The organism is Campylobacter sp. VBCF_01 NA2, assembly GCF_027797205.1.
Lineage (GTDB): Bacteria > Campylobacterota > Campylobacteria > Campylobacterales > Campylobacteraceae > Campylobacter_B.
In genome coordinates this window covers 188,009-205,761 of sequence record NZ_CP115607.1, presented here as the reverse complement: position 1 = coordinate 205,761, position 17,753 = coordinate 188,009, and the positions used below count along the sequence as shown (strand labels likewise).

The 17,753-nt window shown below is 40.9% G+C and carries 22 protein-coding genes; all 22 read right to left on the bottom strand.

The window, feature by feature from the left end:
* Positions 1 to 90: 90 nt before the first annotated feature.
* Positions 91 to 840: an ATP-binding protein gene (locus tag PF027_RS01155; RefSeq protein WP_270876274.1), complete on the bottom strand. Its 750-nt coding sequence runs from the start codon at positions 838 to 840 to the stop codon at positions 91 to 93.
* Positions 837 to 1,520, bottom strand: coding sequence for a 5'-methylthioadenosine/adenosylhomocysteine nucleosidase (locus PF027_RS01150; RefSeq protein WP_270872148.1), 684 nt, complete (start codon positions 1,518 to 1,520; stop codon positions 837 to 839). The genes PF027_RS01155 and PF027_RS01150 overlap by 4 nt, the downstream gene beginning before the upstream one ends.
* The gene (fabD, locus tag PF027_RS01145) at positions 1,517 to 2,446 is read right to left on the bottom strand and encodes an ACP S-malonyltransferase (protein ID WP_270872147.1); all 930 of its coding nucleotides are present in this window, start codon (positions 2,444 to 2,446) and stop codon (positions 1,517 to 1,519) included. Before fabD ends, PF027_RS01150 begins: the two co-directional genes overlap by 4 nt.
* A 3-nt stretch (positions 2,447 to 2,449) precedes the next feature.
* Positions 2,450 to 3,082 (bottom strand): FKBP-type peptidyl-prolyl cis-trans isomerase, encoded by a 633-nt coding sequence (locus PF027_RS01140; RefSeq protein WP_270858363.1) that lies wholly within the window; start codon positions 3,080 to 3,082, stop codon positions 2,450 to 2,452.
* Between the two features lie 38 nt (positions 3,083 to 3,120).
* Positions 3,121 to 3,951 (bottom strand): hypothetical protein, encoded by an 831-nt coding sequence (locus PF027_RS01135; RefSeq protein ID WP_270872146.1) that lies wholly within the window; start codon positions 3,949 to 3,951, stop codon positions 3,121 to 3,123.
* Position 3,952: 1 nt separating this feature from the next.
* Entirely contained in the window at positions 3,953 to 4,423 is a 471-nt protein-coding gene (locus PF027_RS01130; RefSeq protein ID WP_270858365.1) for an OmpA family protein, read from the bottom strand.
* Between the two features lie 51 nt (positions 4,424 to 4,474).
* Positions 4,475 to 5,722: a Tol-Pal system protein TolB gene (gene tolB / locus PF027_RS01125; protein ID WP_270872145.1), complete on the bottom strand. Its 1,248-nt coding sequence runs from the start codon at positions 5,720 to 5,722 to the stop codon at positions 4,475 to 4,477.
* 53 nt (positions 5,723 to 5,775) lie between these two features.
* Positions 5,776 to 6,708: a TonB C-terminal domain-containing protein gene (locus PF027_RS01120; RefSeq protein WP_270872144.1), complete on the bottom strand. Its 933-nt coding sequence runs from the start codon at positions 6,706 to 6,708 to the stop codon at positions 5,776 to 5,778.
* Entirely contained in the window at positions 6,701 to 7,099 is a 399-nt protein-coding gene (locus tag PF027_RS01115) for an ExbD/TolR family protein (RefSeq protein WP_270858368.1), read from the bottom strand. The genes PF027_RS01120 and PF027_RS01115 overlap by 8 nt, the downstream gene beginning before the upstream one ends.
* Before the next feature lie 6 nt (positions 7,100 to 7,105).
* The gene (locus PF027_RS01110; protein WP_270862173.1) at positions 7,106 to 7,672 is read right to left on the bottom strand and encodes a MotA/TolQ/ExbB proton channel family protein; all 567 of its coding nucleotides are present in this window, start codon (positions 7,670 to 7,672) and stop codon (positions 7,106 to 7,108) included.
* 2 nt (positions 7,673 to 7,674) lie between these two features.
* On the bottom strand, positions 7,675 to 8,079 hold the full coding sequence (atpC, locus tag PF027_RS01105; protein WP_270858370.1) for an ATP synthase F1 subunit epsilon: 405 nt from the start codon (positions 8,077 to 8,079) through the stop codon (positions 7,675 to 7,677).
* A 9-nt stretch (positions 8,080 to 8,088) separates the two neighbouring features.
* Positions 8,089 to 9,486 (bottom strand): F0F1 ATP synthase subunit beta, encoded by a 1,398-nt coding sequence (gene atpD, locus PF027_RS01100; protein WP_270870886.1) that lies wholly within the window; start codon positions 9,484 to 9,486, stop codon positions 8,089 to 8,091.
* Positions 9,487 to 9,504: 18 nt separating this feature from the next.
* Positions 9,505 to 10,416, bottom strand: coding sequence for an ATP synthase F1 subunit gamma (gene atpG, locus PF027_RS01095; protein WP_270858372.1), 912 nt, complete (start codon positions 10,414 to 10,416; stop codon positions 9,505 to 9,507).
* A gap of 12 nt (positions 10,417 to 10,428) precedes the next feature.
* The gene (gene atpA / locus PF027_RS01090) at positions 10,429 to 11,943 is read right to left on the bottom strand and encodes a F0F1 ATP synthase subunit alpha (RefSeq protein WP_270858373.1); all 1,515 of its coding nucleotides are present in this window, start codon (positions 11,941 to 11,943) and stop codon (positions 10,429 to 10,431) included.
* A gap of 13 nt (positions 11,944 to 11,956) precedes the next feature.
* Complete coding sequence (locus tag PF027_RS01085) at positions 11,957 to 12,487, bottom strand: F0F1 ATP synthase subunit delta (protein ID WP_270858374.1); 531 nt, start codon at positions 12,485 to 12,487, stop codon at positions 11,957 to 11,959.
* A complete protein-coding gene (locus PF027_RS01080; protein ID WP_270858375.1) occupies positions 12,487 to 12,999 on the bottom strand; it encodes a F0F1 ATP synthase subunit B in 513 nt (170 codons plus the stop codon). The genes PF027_RS01085 and PF027_RS01080 overlap by 1 nt, the downstream gene beginning before the upstream one ends.
* A 9-nt stretch (positions 13,000 to 13,008) precedes the next feature.
* Complete coding sequence (locus PF027_RS01075) at positions 13,009 to 13,431, bottom strand: F0F1 ATP synthase subunit B family protein (RefSeq protein ID WP_270872143.1); 423 nt, start codon at positions 13,429 to 13,431, stop codon at positions 13,009 to 13,011.
* Positions 13,432 to 13,502: 71 nt separating this feature from the next.
* Entirely contained in the window at positions 13,503 to 14,369 is an 867-nt protein-coding gene (locus PF027_RS01070) for a ParB/RepB/Spo0J family partition protein (protein ID WP_270858377.1), read from the bottom strand.
* Entirely contained in the window at positions 14,366 to 15,148 is a 783-nt protein-coding gene (locus tag PF027_RS01065) for a ParA family protein (RefSeq protein ID WP_270858378.1), read from the bottom strand. Before PF027_RS01065 ends, PF027_RS01070 begins: the two co-directional genes overlap by 4 nt.
* The gene (locus PF027_RS01060; RefSeq protein WP_270872142.1) at positions 15,145 to 15,780 is read right to left on the bottom strand and encodes a biotin--[acetyl-CoA-carboxylase] ligase; all 636 of its coding nucleotides are present in this window, start codon (positions 15,778 to 15,780) and stop codon (positions 15,145 to 15,147) included. Before PF027_RS01060 ends, PF027_RS01065 begins: the two co-directional genes overlap by 4 nt.
* A complete protein-coding gene (gene fmt / locus PF027_RS01055; protein ID WP_270872141.1) occupies positions 15,771 to 16,691 on the bottom strand; it encodes a methionyl-tRNA formyltransferase in 921 nt (306 codons plus the stop codon). Before fmt ends, PF027_RS01060 begins: the two co-directional genes overlap by 10 nt.
* Positions 16,688 to 17,734 (bottom strand): GTPase ObgE, encoded by a 1,047-nt coding sequence (gene obgE, locus PF027_RS01050; protein WP_270872140.1) that lies wholly within the window; start codon positions 17,732 to 17,734, stop codon positions 16,688 to 16,690. Before obgE ends, fmt begins: the two co-directional genes overlap by 4 nt.
* Positions 17,735 to 17,753 lie beyond the last annotated feature (19 nt).

The following is a 17,753-nucleotide window of genomic DNA, read 5'->3' as shown; positions in this document are numbered from 1 at the left end:
AAAATTCGTCTAAATTTAGGTTGAAAAATTTATTTATTATTAAAATTTTATTAATATGAAACTAAAATTTAACTACCAAATTTCAAAATTTTAAAATTTCGGTGTGAAAAATGTGTCATCGTGGATGTTGTTAAACGCACTTTCTAAGCTGATAAAAAATTTCGGGTGAGCCTTTTCATACTGGGCTAAAAGTTCCTTTGTCGCAGCTCTGGCGATTGGTTCCTTACCTCCGTATTGCTTGGCTGGGCAACTATCTTCTTCGTTCATCACCGGAAGCTCATTTTGCGCTGCGCACGCGCTTAGCTGACGCTCTCTGGCTAGGATTAGTGGGCGGATTATTACTAGGCCGTTTTGGGCGGTGTATTTTGGAGCTAGGGTGCGAAGTGCGCCGTTATAGGTGAAATTCATAAAAAAACTCTCCGCAGCGTCGTCTAAATGGTGAGCTATGGCGATTTTGTTAAAGCCATTTTCGAGTGCGTATGTGTAGAGATAGCCTCTGCGCATGCGCGAGCAAAAACTGCAAAATGTGGTGTTTGCGCGGATTTTTTCCTTGCCAAATTCGAAAATTTTGGTTTCAATGATATGATATGGGATTTCGTGCTTGTTAAAATGCGCTGAAATTTCGCCTAAATTCTCGCCTATGCCGTAGCTTATCGTTACGGCCTCGAACTCCCATTTTAGCGGGCTTACACTTTGGAAATGCTTCAAAATGTGTGCCAAAGACATGCTGTCTTTGCCGCCACTTAACCCAAGCAAAATTTTATCGCCCTCTTCGAACATTTTGTATTTTGCGTTGGTTTGACCGACCACGCGCAAAAGTTTTTTGGAGATATTTATCAAAGAAGTTCGACCATTTTTAGGGCTAAATTTGCGCTAATTTTCGCGCTTTTTACGACGAATTCGTCGAAATCAAACTCAGCCTTGTTTCCAGCCTCGTCGCTAATGGCTCTTAACACGCAAAAACTCACACCTAGCGCATGGCAAACCTGCGCTACACTTGCGCCCTCCATTTCGACTGCGCTCGCGTCGAATTCGGATTTAATCCAAGCTTTGCGCGCCTCGTCGCATACAAATTGATCGCCACTTGCGATAATGCCTGATTTTAAATTTAGCCCCAATTCCCTTGACGCGCGCTGTGCGATTTCGTTAAGGTTCGCGTCAGTATCCACAAAAATCGGGCTTCCTGGCACAAATCCGTGCGGATGACCAAAGGCAGTGATATCCAAATCATGCTGGACTAGGCGGGTAGCGTATAAAATTTCGCCGATTTTCAAACCCTCTTTAAGCGCGCCTGCAACGCCCGTGAAAATAAGCTTCCCCGCGCCGAATTTTTCTATCATCAGCGTGGCAGTAAGGGTAGAATTTACCTTGCCGATTTTTGAGTAAGCGATGATAAGCTCGTGCGCGCCGAATTTCGCAAGGTAGAATTCGTTGTTTGCATAATCAATCTTTTTGGCGTCTAAATTCGCCAAAAGTGGCTCTATTTCCTCTGGCATTGCGCCTAAAATTGCGATTTTCAAGCGTTTTCCTTTGCGAATTTTACAAATTCTTCTAGCGAGCTTAAATTTGAAATGCTAAAAGTCGGTTTGTCGGTGATTTTTTTGTTTATCCCTTTTAGCACGCTTGCGCCAAATTCGACGAAGCAATCCACGCTATTTTCGTAGTTTTTCACGCTGTGTTTGTATAGCACTGGGCTGATTAGTTGCGCTTTTAAAAGCCCTAGGGCTTCACTTTTTGTGCTGTAAATTTTAGCCGTTGCATTGGCTACGACTGGGGCGAAACTCTCATTTAGTGCAGGCTCTAAATGGCTCACAAGCTCGTCGCTTGCACTTTGAAGCATTGGGCAGTGGCTAGCTACGCTCATATTTAAAAGCATTGCGCGCTTTGCGCCAGCTTCTTTAAATTTGGCTTCCAAACTCGCCAAATCATCGCGATTGCCAGCCACGACGATTTGTCCGTCGCAGTTGAAATTCGCAGCCCAAACCCGCTTGCCCTGCGCCCTAGCTTCGTCGCAAATAGCGCAAACTACCTCATCGCTAAGGGCCAAAACCACCATCATACCGGCATTTTTGCCCTCGCAAGCATTTTGCATTAATTTTCCGCGGATATTTACAAGCCTTAAAATTTCCTTTGCCTCAATCGCGCCAGCAGCGCCAAGTGCGCTAAACTCGCCAAGCGAGTGTCCTAGCAAAAACTCAGGCGAAATTTTAATCTGCTCATTTAGCGCCAAAACACACATCATCGAATTTAGCGCAATAGAGGGCTGAGTAAATTCAGAAATATCAAGTTTATCATTTGCCTCAAAAAGCAAATTTGCAAAATCGATTTTAGTATGCGCGCTAGCAGTGTCCAAAAGCTCTTTTGCGCTGGCAAAATTTTCGTAAATTTCTCTGCCCATACCCACGCTTTGTGAGCCTTGACCCGGGAAAATAAATGCGTATTTCATATCTTAGTCCTCGTGGTGATGACCATGTCCGCCGCAGCACTCATGATCGCCATGGTGATGGTGTCCATGCCCGCCACAACACTCGTGATCTCCGTGGTGGTGGTGTCCGTGTCCGCCGCAGCACTCGTGGTCTTCGCCATGATGATGTCCGTGTCCGCCACAACCGCAAGTATGCTCGCCCTCTGGCACGCCTGTCATTAGCTCGTCTTCGCTCGGCTCGCGGTTTTCGACGACTTTGACATTAAATTCCAACTCTTTGCCCGCAAATGGGTGGTTAAAGTCGATTGTAACATCTTCTTCGCCGATTGCTTTGACGATTACGCGGGTTGTCGCGCCGTCTTCTGCCTGACCGAAAAGCTCCATACCTACGACCAAATCAATACCTGCAAATTCCTCTTTTGGCAAAATTTGGATAGCGTTTTCGTTGTATTCGCCAACGCCGTCACTTGGGGAAATTCTAACGATTTTGCTCTCGCCCTCGCCTAGGCTTAGAACTTCATCTTCAAGTTTTTGGATAATTTGCTCTTTGCCAGTGATGAAGGCAATCGGATTTGCGTTGAAATTTGACTCTAAAATTTCGCCTGAATTTGCGTCTTTTAGCTCATAATACATTTTTATAACTCTGTTTTGCGCCATAAAATTCTCCTTAAATTAAAATTTATCAAATTTTGATTTTAGCGTGTTGGTGCAGCTTTGGCCTCTTTTGAATCAGGGTAAGATGATTTTAGAGCGTTGTAAAATTTCGTTCCGCTTGCGCTATCCCCGATTTTATCGAAGCTAATTGCTGTGTGATATAAAAGTCTTGGTGTGTAGTCTTGTTTTTGATTGTGCGAAATGCTCTTTTTGTAGTAATTAATCGCGTCTCCGTAAGAGCCCGAAAAATACGCCACTTCGCCTAACATATAATTTGATTTTGCTGGTTGATAATTTTTGCTAGCAAGGTAAGCGTAGCGCTCTTTGGCGCCTGCATAGTCTTTTTTCTTAAATAATTCCTCTGCCTCTTTTGCGATTGAAGCATTGTCTTTGGCGCTAAAATTTGATTTATTTGTGGTAGTTGCACTAGCGCCCTTGGCACTTTGAGCGCCAGTTTTTTTGCTTATTTCAGCGTTTTTTTTTACGCTTGAATTTCCAAGTTTTGCATTAATTTCAGAAATTTGAGATTTTAGCCATGCGATATCTTTTTTCATCTGATCTAGCTCACTGCTGCCGTTACTACGACCAGTCGTGCGAATTTCTAAATCAGCCACTCTGCTTTCTAAATTTGAAACTTTTTCATTAGCCCCTTCTACGACAGTGCGCAAACCCTCCATGTTTTCATTAACACTATTTAGGTTGTTTTGCATATCATTTACTTTTTTACGATTGTCGCGTAAGAATTGCTCGTTTTCTGTCAGACCATAAGAGCTGTCTGAACCGATATTGCCAGCGTCAAATGCCGAAACTTCTGCATGTAAAAAAGCTGTAACGCCAAGAAGCGCCACAGCTAAATTTGATTTGAAACTCAAATTAGAAACCTACTTTGAATTCGTCGCGTCTGTTTTGAGCGTCGCACTCTTTTGTGCCATTTTTGCATACTGTGTTACTCTCGCCGTAGCTAACAACTGATAGTCTGTCGCCATTTACGCCTTGTGCAACCAATGCATCTTTTGCAGCTTTTGCTCTTTTTAGACCAAGAGCGTAGTTGTATTCATCTGTGCCCCACTCATCGCAGTTACCTTCAACTTTAACAGTTAAAGCCTCTGCGCCAGCTTGGTTGAATAAAGCTGCGTTGTTGTTAATTGTACCTTGTTGATCAGCGCGGATATTAAATCTATCGAAATCAAAATATACATTGCCAACTTCGCTTTGAATTTGAGCAGCTAATGCAGCCAATCTGTCAGCATCGCTTAAATTTGAATCTACCTCCGGATTCTTTTTAGAACAACCGCTCAAAAGTAGAGCAGCAACTGCAACTGAAGTTAAAACTAAATGTTTCATACTTATCCTTTCAAAAAAAATTACAAGATTATAGCATAAAAATATTTAAAATTACCAATCAACCGATTGAATTTGACCGATTTTTAATGGAAATTGAAAACTTTTATTCTCATTTACGCGGATAATTCCTACTGAACTTCCACCGCCTGCTTGTTTGATATACATAACACTGCCACCGTCGCTAGAAAATCTAGGGAACATATTTTTGCCACCAGATGTTAGCTGGCGAATCATATCTGTTTGAGTTGAGATCATATAGATATTAAAGCTACCAGATCCGTCGCGACTAGAATAGACTATATAATTTCCATTTGTGCTAATTGAGTTGTTATTTTTGCCGTGATATACCATTTGTGTTACATTTCCGCCATTTATGCTAGTGGCAAAAATATTTGGATATCCAAGTCTATCGCTTACGAAAGCTACCCTTGAATCGCCGTCGATGAAATTTCCATTTACATCGATTCCTGGATAATCTGTAATCTGTCTAGCCGAACCTGAGCCTATGTCATATAGATAAATATCTGGTTGGTCTTTTGGTGCGTTTGTGATTAGAAGTTTGCGACCATCAGAGCTTACATCGCCTACGATTGTCATACCTTTGCCTGTGAAAATTTTACTTTTTGAGCCGTTTGAAAGGTTGTATTTATAAATCGCAGGGGTATTTTGATTCACATAGTAAGTATAGTAAAATTCATTTTGCGCCGCACTCGCCCATTTAGGGAAGATGTTTAATCCACCACGCAAAACTACCTTTTGGTATGTCAGCGTATAATCAGCCACCATAATCTCGCTCTCTTTTGTCGAAGTATATCGAGAGAGTAAAATCATCTCTTTCATCCAATCCACATCAGAATATCCTAGCTCTTTTACGATTTCAGAAACTGCCATGTGAGCCAAAAATGGGTATTTCTCGGCGTTTGAGAGAGAAAAGCTTTTCTCATACATTACTCTACCAGTCCCAGCCTCGATGACTTTGGCCTTTAAATTCATAGGCGATATTTTGTCACTAACTGCGTATCTTACGATAAGCGCAGCCCCTAGCTCGCCTAAATTTGAATTAGCGTCCCCGTTATAATCGCTCACCAAATACTCATCGCTAACATCGAAAGTAGCGCCAACCTTTAAATCCCCTACCATGAGTTTAAAAAATTTGTTGTTAAACTCAGCGTTTGAAAGATTTGATGCATTTTGAACGACAATTCTTGGCAGGCTTACGCCCTCGTTTGTAATCGTAGTCGTCGCATCTGCCGCAAAAACAGCCATACAAAATGCAAAAATCAACATTAAATTTTTCATTATCTCTCCTTGCAAAATTTTAAAAAAATGCAATTGTAGTAAAAATTTGTAAATTAAAATTTATTTCTAACTACATCGTTTAAATTTATCTCATAAATAAAAGGCTTCCCGTCAGGCGATTTTGGGAAATTTTGCATTTCCAAATTTCCTAGGAAATCTCTTAGTTTTTGGTTAAATTCGGTATTTGCTCCAAGTCTTTTGATCTGATAATCGCTAATCCTACCGTCCCCGCCAAAGGTTACAACGACGGTAGAATCGTCATTGACGGTGGTTGCATATTTGCTCCAAAGGCGTTGGAGGATTTTGTTTATCTTGCCACGATATGCGTCGTATTCGCCAGTAAGCTGGGTTTTGCCGGTAACGACATTTGATTTTACTAGCGCGTTGCGCGAAGTCGCCTGATTTTTCGCCTTGGTTTGGGTTTGTTTGTCTGATTTTTTGCTACTTTGCACGGCGTCGTTTTTAGAAACACTCTCGCTTAGCTTTTTGTTATCTTTCGTAGTATCAGAAAACAAATCGTTCAAATTTGGCTCAGGCTCTTTTTTAGCCTCCTCTTTTAGCTTTGGCTCTTCTGGCTTTTTCTCCGGGATTGGTTCTGGTTCAGGCTCTGGTTTTGGCTCCTCTTTTTTTACCTCTTCCTTTGCTGGCTCTGGTTTGGGCGCAGGTGGTGGAGGTGGGGTAGTAACCTCAGTCGTAGTTTTTAGAGTTTCTTCTTCGACTGGCTTTTCTTCTTGCTCGTGTTGGTCGCCCTCTTTGTCCTCTTCGGCGATATTTGGGGCTGTTGGTATCGGCGAATCATCAAAATCTATTGGGATTGCGATATCCATAATCGCGCCCAAATCATCGGTGTATTTTTTCGCTTTGTTTTTGTATTCTGAAATTTGATAAAGAAAAATAGCAAGCAAGCTAAAATATAGAGCCAAAGCGATTAGAAATGATCTGAAATTATCATATCTAACCCCGGTGAAATTTGAATATCTAGCCATTTGTTTGAAGCACAACCTTATTAAAACCAGCTTGTTTTAGCGTCTTTAAAACAAACATTACATTATCATAAATGATTTTTTTATCGGCTTGGATATAAACTGGCTTATCCACAGCGTATTTGCCACTGCTTTTAATGAGTTGCAAATTATCTGGGAATTCAGCCAAACTCATAGTGCTAGTGTCGATATAAATTTTACTATCTGCATCCACACGCACGAGCATAAATTCGGCTGTATTTTGCGATGAAGCCGATTTCGAACCGCTTGGAAGCTCGATTCTCTCATCATAAATAATCGCGGTTTGCGCCACCATTAAAATAGCGAGCAAAACCAGCATAATATCGACAAGCGGAGTTATATTTAATTCAGGATTTTCATCGAAATTATACATACAACTCTACTTTGCGCCTGCTTTATGAAGCAAGATATCAGATGTGCGGTTTATAATGCTTGTAACCTCATAAGCTTTACGCTTAATAAGTAAAGCAAAAGTATATGCAGGAATAGCGACGAAAATTCCACAACCTGTCGCAACCAAAGCCTCGCTAATAGCTGGTGCGATAGTATCTATTCCCGAATTTCCGCCCCCTAGCTTTGAAAATGTATCCAAAATACTAACAACCGTTCCAAAAAGCCCTATAAAAGGCGATGTCGAAGCGATGATAGAAAGCCAAGTCAGCCCACTAGTAGCGTCGCGCTCAGCCTTGCTTTTATAGACATTTAGGGCCTCTTTGGTCGTTCGCTCGGGAGTAATTTTTTGAAAAATCGACCCAGAAAGTGCAATCTTACCACCCATTAAAAGCGATTCTAGCGCCTTTGTTTCTTTGACTTGCCATGCACTAAGCCCTGCGTAGCGCGAAATCAAAATGGTAAATGTAACTATAAAATATATCGAAAGCCAAGAAAGCACAAATATCGTAATAAATGTGCTTCTTGTAAAATAACTTAAAATAAGATCCAACATACTTATTTTTGCCTTGCAAATTCATCAACTCTGGCCATGATAGCAGAGGTAGCCATAGTATCTGTGCTGATAGAATTTAGCAATTCTTTGGCTTTTTGCAACGATTTTGCGACAGCATTTTCGCTATCGCCACCTATCGCCACAGCCTGAGTTGCCAAAATAGTGGTTTTTTCCTCATCGACTTTTAAAAATCCACCATTTACTATGACTAATTGCTTTTTGCCCTCTTTATCTACAATCTCAACGATACCACCCTCGTTGCCGTTTTTCAGACCAGTCAGCAAGGTAGAGTGTCCAGGCAAAACACCAAGTTCGCCGGTTTGACCTGGAAGTTGGACAGACGCAACTTCGCCAGAGAATACCAAACCCTCTGGCGTAACGATTTCTAATAGTAAAAATTTATTCATAGCAGATTCCTATGCCTTCATTTTTTCGGCTTTTGCCACTACCTCGTCAATATTTCCTACCATATAGAAAGCATTTTCAGGTAAATCATCATATTTACCCTCTAAAATTCCCTTAAATCCAGCGATAGTCTCTTCAAGGCTGATATATTTACCAGGGCTTCCTGTGAAAACTTCGGCGACAAAGAAAGGTTGTGAAAGATAACGCTCGACCTTTCTAGCTCTATCGACCACAAGTTTATCCTCTTCGCTAAGCTCGTCCATACCCAAAATTGCGATAATATCTTGCAAATCTTTGTATTTTTGAAGCACAGCTTGAACGCCACGAGCTACCTTGTAATGCTCTTCGCCGATGATTTGCGGATCAAGCATTCTTGAAGTTGAATCAAGTGGATCAACCGCAGGATAAATTCCTTTTTCTGCAATCGCTCTGTTTAGAACGGTTGTCGCATCAAGGTGAGCAAAAACCGTTGCAGGAGCAGGGTCTGTAAGGTCATCAGCTGGAACATAAACAGCTTGAACTGATGTAATTGAGCCTTTTTTAGTCGATGTAATACGCTCTTGAAGTTTTCCCATTTCGCTTGCCAAAGTCGGTTGGTAACCAACGGCACTTGGAATTCGTCCTAGAAGCGCTGACATCTCTGAACCTGATTGAGAAAATCTAAAAATGTTATCGATAAACATCAAAACATCTAGTCCTAGCTCATCACGGAAATACTCAGCCATTGTAAGACCTGTCAAAGCAATTCTATTTCTTGCTCCCGGTGGTTCGTTCATTTGACCATAGGTTAAGGCAACTTTATCCAAAACGCCCGATTCCTTCATTTCGTTATAAAGGTCGTTTCCCTCTCTTGTTCGCTCGCCAACGCCCGCAAATACAGAGTAACCGCTGTGTTTGAAAGCAACATTGTGAATTAGCTCCATAATAATAACGGTTTTACCAACACCGGCACCGCCAAATAGACCAACTTTTCCACCTTTTGCATAAGGAGCTAGCAAATCAACAACTTTAATACCAGTTTCGAAAATTTCGCTTTTTGTGCTTTGGTTTTCAAAGCTTGGCGGATCTCTGTGGATTGACCAGCGAGTTTCGAAATTTTCCTCTTCACCTTCGTCAATCAAATCGCCTGTAACATTAAAAATTCTACCCAAAACTTTTTCGCCAACTGGAACGCTAATAGGCGCACCAAGTGCCTCAGCCTCCAAACCACGGCGCAAACCATCACTCATATCCATAGCGATTGTTCTTACGCGGTTATCACCTAAGTGAGCTGCAACTTCTAAAATTAATCTTTTTGATTCGCCTTCGACATCGTATTTGACTTCGATAGCTTCGTTAATTTTAGGTAAGTAGTCATTGAAATCAACATCAACGACAGGACCCATTACCTGAGAAATTATTCCCTTCATTAATTCTCCTTTCATTTATTATTTCATTGATTCTACACCGCTGATAATCTCTATCAGCTCAGTAGTAATAGAACTTTGTCTAGCTTTATTATATGCCAAATTTAGCTGAGCGACACGCTCTTTTGCGTTGTTTGTCGCGTTTTCCATAGCATTCATTCTAGAACAATGTTCTGCTGCAAGTGAATCTATCAGAGCATAATACATACTATAACTCAAATAGCTTTGCACCAAATTCATCATCAAAATTTCTTCATCTTCTGGATACTGAACTTCTACTTCCATTACAGAACCAGTTTTAAAAGCACTCTCATCAATCTCTGGCTGTCCAATAGGCACGAGGGTAGAAACTCTCATTTCTTGCGAAATCATATTCAAATATCCATTGTGGATAAGAACGATCTTATCAGTTTTGCCCTCTCTAAAATCAGCAACCGCAGCATTTACGATATCATTAGCCTTCTCAGGATTTGGCGATGAGCTTACGCCAACATATCTTTCTAAAAGCTCGACACCTTGGAAGTTAAAATACTCAATGCCTTTTTTGCCCACAGCTCTTAGGCGAACTTTTACATTTTTCGCTTTATACTCTTCGATTAGGGCTTTTACTTGTTTAATGGTATTGATATTAAAACCACCGCAAAGTCCCTTATCTGCTGTGATAAAAAGCAAATCAACAACTTTGACTTCTCTGCTTGTGTTAAAAATTTTTAGCTTATCATCATCACCTACGCTAGCAGCTACATAGTCTTTGATTCGTGCTGAAATTTCACCAAGAACATCGTTGATCTTCACAGCATAAGCACGAGAGCGCATAGCAGCTTCTTTGGTATTTTTAAGCTTTACATTAGAAACAAGCTTCATAGCTTTTGTTGTTTTTTCTGTATTTTTTACGCTTTTTATCTTTAACTTAATATCTTTTAAATTTGCCATTTTTTAGCCTTATTATGCCGAAAATGTCGCTTTAAAGTCATTTAATGCTTTTGCCAAATTCTCTTCTAAATCTTTTTCCAAAGTCTTTTTGGTTCTGATTTGCTCGAAAATTTCAGGGTATTTAGCCTCAATAAATGGATAAAGCTCAGCTTCAAATTTGCCGATTGCGCTTGGTGCGACATCGTCTAAATATCCCTTGCTACCTGCAAAAATAATGACGATTTGATTTTCAACTGGAAGTGGGCTATAAGGTGGTTGTTTTAAGATTTCAACCATTCTTTGACCGCGGTCTAGTTGTTTTCTACTGCTTTCGTCCAAATCGCTTGCAAATTGTGCAAACGCTTGAAGTTCGCGGTATTGAGCAAGGTCTAGGCGAAGTGTGCCTGAAACTTTTTTAATCGCTTTGATTTGTGCTGAACCACCGACACGGCTAACTGAGAGACCGACATTGATCGCAGGGCGGATACCTGAGTTAAATAGACCTGATTCAAGGAAAATTTGACCATCAGTAATCGAAATAACATTTGTAGGGATATATGCTGAAACATCGCCTGCTTGTGTTTCGATAATAGGAAGCGCTGTTAAGCTACCAGCACCTAGCGCATCACTTAGCTTACTAGCTCTTTCAAGTAAGCGAGAGTGTAGATAGAAAACATCGCCCGGATAAGCCTCGCGACCTGGTGGTCTTCTTAAAATCAATGACATTTCGCGGTATGCAACAGCGTGTTTGCTTAAATCGTCATAAATAATCAAAGCATGGCGTGAGTTATCTCTGAAATACTCACCCATTGTGCAGCCTGAATATGGGGCTAGGTATTGAAGCGCAGCAGCCTCGCTAGCACCAGCTGAAACCACGATAGTGTATTCCATAGCGCCGTATTCTTCTAGTTTTTTAACGACTTGCGCTACGGTTGATTGTTTTTGACCGATAGCGACATAGATACAAACGACATCTTGACCTTTTTGGTTGATGATAGTATCAACTGCAACGGTTGTTTTACCTGTTTGTCTATCGCCGATGATTAGCTCTCTTTGACCTCTACCGATTGGAACAAGGGCGTCAATCGCTTTAAGACCTGTTTGAAGTGGCTCATGAACTGATTTTCTAGCCATAATGCCTTTTGCTTTTTCTTCAACGAATCTTGTTGTATTTGTATCGATTGGGCCTTTGCCGTCAATCGGCTCGCCAAGGGCATTTACAACGCGTCCGATTAGCGCGTCGCCTACTGGAACACGCAAAAGTTTGCCAAGTCTTTTTGCGCTACTTCCTTCATTAATACCGCTTGTATCGCCCAAAATAACGACACCGACACTGCTTTCTTCCAAATTCAGCGCAATACCGCGAGAGCCGTTTTCGAACTCAACCATTTCATTAGCCATAACATTTTTTAGGCCATAAACATTAGCAACGCCATCCGCGACAGATACGACTTTACCTGTCTCTTCGACATCAACGCTAAGATCAAAGCTTTCAATTCGCTCTTTAATTATGCTACTAATTTCGTCTGCTTTAATTTTCGCACCCACACTTTACTCCTTATTAAATTGCTTTTAAAATATATTCACTCATTTTTTGTTTCAATCTATCGATTGAAAAACTAATCTCAAATCCCAAATCTTCAACCTCGATTTTGATACCCTCGTAGTCGCATTTGACTAGTTCAAGTAAAATTTCAGCGTTAAATTTCTTTGAAATTTTGCCTTGCAAATCCTTGATTTTATCCTCGCTGATATCTTGATTTGAGTAAATTTTGCCGTGGAATTTGTTATCCATAGCAGAGATATTTTTACGCAAATCATCTGTGATTTGAGGAATCAAACCAATTCTTCTGTTTTTGGCAAGAAATTTGATGAAATTTACGATTTTATCGCTTGGATCTTTGATAAAAGAAAGTATTAAATTCACTTTATCAGCGTCTTTGATTGTTGGAGATTTTATAATATCGCCAAATTTTGAAACCTTAAACGCAGATGAGATAGTCTCCAATGTGCCTAAAACAGCGCCTAATTCGTCTTTTTTATAAGTTTTAATCAGTGCGCTTACATATTTTTTCGCCGTATTATCTATCATCACACAGCCTTTTTCTCAATAATATCAAGAAGCTTGTCTTGCTTGAATTCCATAGTATCTTTTGCAAAAACCTCATCTAAGATTTCATTTACGACCTCTTTTTCGATACGGCGTGTTTCGAAATCTTTTTGCTCAGCGAAAGATTTGTTTAAATTTTTAATCTCTTGCTCGCTCATCGCTTTTACTTTATCAGCCGCAAAAACAGCCTCTTTTTTAGCAGTTTCGATCAAAGATGCGCCTTGGGCTTTTGCCTCTTCTAAATCTTTTTTTGCTTGTTCTTTTTTCTCATTTGATTCTTTTAAAATTCTTTGATTTGTTTCAAGGCGTTTAGCGATACTATCGATTCTGGCTTTGAAAGCGTCTTTTGCAGGGCCTTTTAGAAGGTAATATAAAATGCCGAAAAACAATACGAAATTTATCGTTCTCCATACTATATCGTAGTCTTTGGGGCCGTCATGTCCGCTAGCTAGCGAGATAAGTGGCAAAATAAGGAAAATTAGATATTTTTTCACGCCGACTCCTTAAATTTTTGAAAGTGCAGATTTGATTTCGTCTTTGAAATCAGGAATTTTCGCACTCAAATCACTTTTTAAGCTTGCTTTTTGCTCGTTTAAGCTTTCGCTAAATTTCGCAAAATCGACCTCTAATTTAGCTTTTTGCTCAGCAATTTCTTTGCTAGCAACCTCTTTTGCGCTATCTACCGCTTCTTGCTTAATTTTACTTGCCTCGACCCTCGCAGCGTCAAGAACCTTTGCTATCTCTGCTTTGTTAGAATCGACATCTTGTGCGTTTTTTCTAGCATTTTCCTCATCTTCTCTAATCGCTTTTTCGCGCGCTTCCATGTGCGCAAGAAGCGGTTTGTAAAGCTTGGTATTTAAAAATGCTATTAGAGCTAAAAACACAATGATTGTCGTCAGCATTGCAGATACACTAATTTCTAGCATTACACCTCCTTGGCTAAATTTTATATAAACTTGGGATACTACAATAATTAAGATTAAAATTTAATATAATTTTAACCTATTTGTTTCATAAAGTCTGAAATTTGTGAAATTTCGCTAAATTCTATAAGAATTTTCTTATCTTTCACGCTGATTTTTCCAAATTTGTTTAATTTTTCTTTCAGCTTCATAAGTTCTGGCTTAAAGGTTTGAAATTCTTTATGGTTGTTTGCAGTTTTGACATTTTCTTTGCTTTTTAGCTTTTTGATCAAATCCTCGGTCTCTCTGACGCTGAGTTTTTGCCCAGTGATTGTATTTAAAACCAAAATTTGCTCATCTTCGCTAAGACCTACGATGACCTTGGCATGGCCTTGACTGATTTTTTCCGTGCGCAAAGCATCTTGGAGCGGGGCTGATAAATTTAGCAAACGCATAGTGTTTGTGATTTGCGTGCGGGATTTTTTGATGATATCGGCTAACTCTTCTTGTGTGATTTTATACTCTTCGATTAGTTCGCGGTATGATTTGGCTAGCTCGATTGGGTTTAAATTCTCCCTTTGGATATTTTCGATTAGGGCTAGTTCGCGCATGTTTTGCGAACCAAGGTCCGCTACGACGGCTTTGATTTTAGCTAGACCTGCTAGCTTGGTTGCTCTTAGTCTTCTCTCGCCGGCGATTAGGACATAGGCGCCATTTTTTTCGATGACTACGATTGGCTGGATAAGGCCGTGTCTAAGGATACTCTCGCTTAGTTCGCGAAGTGCTTCTTCGTTGAAATTTAGCCTTGGTTGATATGGATTTGGCGAAATTTTATCCACATCGATTTCGATGACTAAATTTTCAGATTGTCCATCTTCTAGCTCTTTTGTATATGCCTTTTCGACATCTTCTAAAATACTGCCTAAACCCCGTCCTAGCACACTTTTTTTGACCTTGCTCATCTTTTCTCCATTACTGCTTTTGCTAAATCCTGATACGCTAGCGAACCAGCCGATTTTTTATCATATAAAATTACCGGTTTGCCAAAGCTTGGGCTTTCGGCGAGTTTTACATTGCGTGGGATTACGACAAGATTTTTGTCCTTGCCGATGTAAAATAGCTTTTCGCCAAAATACTCTTGCAAATTCGCCACGGTTTCCTTGGCAAGGTTGTTTTGCGCAGAATACATTGTCGGCAAAAAGCCCCTGATTTGCAAATTTTTATTTATGGTTTGTTTGACGATTTTTATGGTATTTAGCACGAGTGCGACACCCTCTAATGCGTAAAATTCGCACTGAATCGGGATTATCACGCTATTGCTAGCTGCTAGGGCATTTACCGTGATACTGCCAAGCGTAGGCGGTGAATCAATAATGATATAATCATATATATCTTTTATCTCTTCGATTTTGTTTTTTAGGATTAGTTTGAAATCAGCCTCGTCAGCACTTTCGCGCTCGATACCTACCAAACCGATATTTGAAGGGGCTAGATCCATATACTCCATTTGTGTTTTTTGTATGACTTCGGAGAGTTTTTTGCGACCAGTTAGGACATGGTAGATATTAAACTCAAAATCGCTTCTGTTAAAGCCAAGCCCAGTCGTGGCGTTTGCCTGAGGATCGACATCGATTAGAAGCACTCGCTTTTTTTTCATCGCAAGCGACGCGCTTAAATTTATCGCTGTGGTTGTCTTACCTACACCGCCTTTTTGGTTTGCAATCGTTATTATCTCGCTCATCTTAAACTATAAATCCTCTTTTTATTTATTATTATCGCCCCGTCGTCGCAAAGCCTCGCTTGCGAGAGTGGGACCTTTTCGCCCTCGATATGAGCGCAAAAATTTTGAGACAGGCGAAATTGTAACGAAAATTTACTAAAAATTTGCTTCCACGAGATTTTATTTTTGTATAAATTTAAAAACCCCTCCACAGCGTCTTTTGGAGTGATTTTTATGTCTAATATACCCGCAAATTCGGGCGCGCTAACTAGGTTTATACCTATGCCACAAACTAGGATATTTTTTATTTTATTTGTCAAAATTCCGCCAATTTTGCGATCATTTATGTAAAAATCGTTTGGCCATTTAAGCCAAATTTCAGAACCAAGAGAAGAAAGAAATTCTTGCATAATCATCGCAAAATAAATGCTGCACGATTGAAGTGGCACATCGCTTGGCAAATCGCTAATCTCCACGCAAAACGAAAACGCCAAATTTCCACTCTGGCTCTCCCAGCTATTTCCGCGCGAGCCCAGACCGCTACTTTGCGCCTGCGCCACTAAACAAAATGGCGCGCGAATGCTTCCGTTTTTCAATCTTTCGATTAATTCGCTTTGCGTCGAGGGCAAAATCCCAGCAAATTCTATCTGCATAAAAACTCGCCCACGCCCAGGCGTTTGCCATTTATAAAATCACTCGCACTTATGGGCTTTTTGCTTGGTTCTTGCAAGGCTGTGATTTTAATCGCGCCTCTTTTGCAAGAAAGGCAAAATCCGTCTTTTTGGATACTTAAAATTTGGCCAAATTTATCAAATTCTTTGTCTTTGAAATCCTGTGCTAACTCTAAATTTAAAATTTTAAGCCCCGAGGCAGTGTAAATTCCAGGCCACGGAGTTAGGGCGCGAAATTTATTATAAATCTCGCTTGCACTCTCATTAAAATCCACAAGGCCGTCAGATTTAAGGATTTTTTTGCAATGCGAAGCAAGGGCGGAATTTTGTTTAATCGGCGAAATTTGGGCAAAATTTTGTAAAACTTTGACAATCAGCCCCGCCGCTAGCTCTCCAAGCTCACTAAAAAGCTCGCTAGCCATTTTGCCCTCGCACGAAGTGCGGGCAAAACCCAGCATATCGCCAGTATCTAACCCCTCGTCCATGAGCATTGCCGTTACGCCAGTTTGCGCTTCACCCGCTAAAATCGCGCTTTGGATAGGGCTAGCGCCACGGAATTTTGGCAAAATAGAAGCGTGCAAATTTATACACGGCGCAATCTCTAAAATCCCTTTTGGCAAAATTTGACCATACGCTGCCACGACGATAAAATCGGGCGCAAGCTCCCTGATAATGCGCTCATTATCACCCTCACGCAATCTATTTGGCTGAAAAATCGGCACGCTTTTCAAATTTTCCTGCGCCCAGATTTTCGCGCTTGGCGGGGTTAAAATTTGTTTTCTACCCACAGGGCGATCTGGCTGACAAAATATCCCCACAATCTCAAATTTAGCCGCCAATGCCCTTAAAATCGTCGTCGCATACTCTGGCGTGCCCATAAAAACTATTTTCATTTTTCCTCTTTTTTCACAAGTTTAAATAGCTCAAATTTTAGTTCGTTTATACCTGCGCCCGCAACGCTCGAAATCCCCATAACAAAGGCTGGTTTGCTCTCGTCGAGCTTGCCAAACATTTCGTAATCTTGTCTTTTTTCAAAACCAAATTCGCGCAAAAATTCATCGCATTTTTCCTCAAAATTTTCGCATGCGTCAAATTTCGTAAGCGCAATCGCAAAGGCGCGCTTTGCGAGATCTGGCGAGAATTTTTCAAGCTCGGCGCGAAGTGCGCGGTATTGCTCGCCTAGGCTTCGATAATTTGCAAGATCAAGCATAAAAAGCAAAATTTTAGTTCTCTCAATATGGCGCAAAAATTTTAGCCCAAGCCCCTTGCCGTCGCTCGCCCCCTCGATGATACCAGGGATATCAGCGATGACGAAATTGCTAAACTCATCTACGCTAACCATGCCAAGCTTTGGCGTGATTGTGGTGAATTCGTAGTTTGCGATTTCGGGTTTGGCGTTTGAAACGACAGAGATTAGCGTGGATTTGCCGACATTTGGGAAGCCTACAAGTCCGACATCTGCGATGAGTTTTAGCTCTAATCGCACATTTTTAGCCTCGCCAGGAAGCCCTGGTTGGGCGTATTCTGGGCGCTGATTTACGGAGTTTTTGAAATGCACATTTCCAAGGCCCCCTTTGCCGCCCTTTAAAAACAGCTCCGTTTGCCCGTCAATCGTCAAATCAAGCAAAAGCTCGCCACTATCATCGTCATACACCGCCGTTCCAGGCGGCACTATGAGATATAGATCTTCACCACTTTTGCCGGTTTTCTTGCGACCCTCGCCAGGCGCGCCATTTTGGGCTTTGAAAGCGCGTTTGCCTTTATAAAATGAAAGAGTGTGAGAGTTTTTATCTACTTTAAAAAATACATCGCCACCTGCTCCGCCGTCTCCGCCGTCAGGTCCGCCTAAAATGACAAATTTTTCGCGTCTGAAACTTACGCACCCTGCTCCGCCCTTGCCGGAAGTTACACTAAATTTTGCACTATCTATAAACATAACAATCCTTAAATTTAAA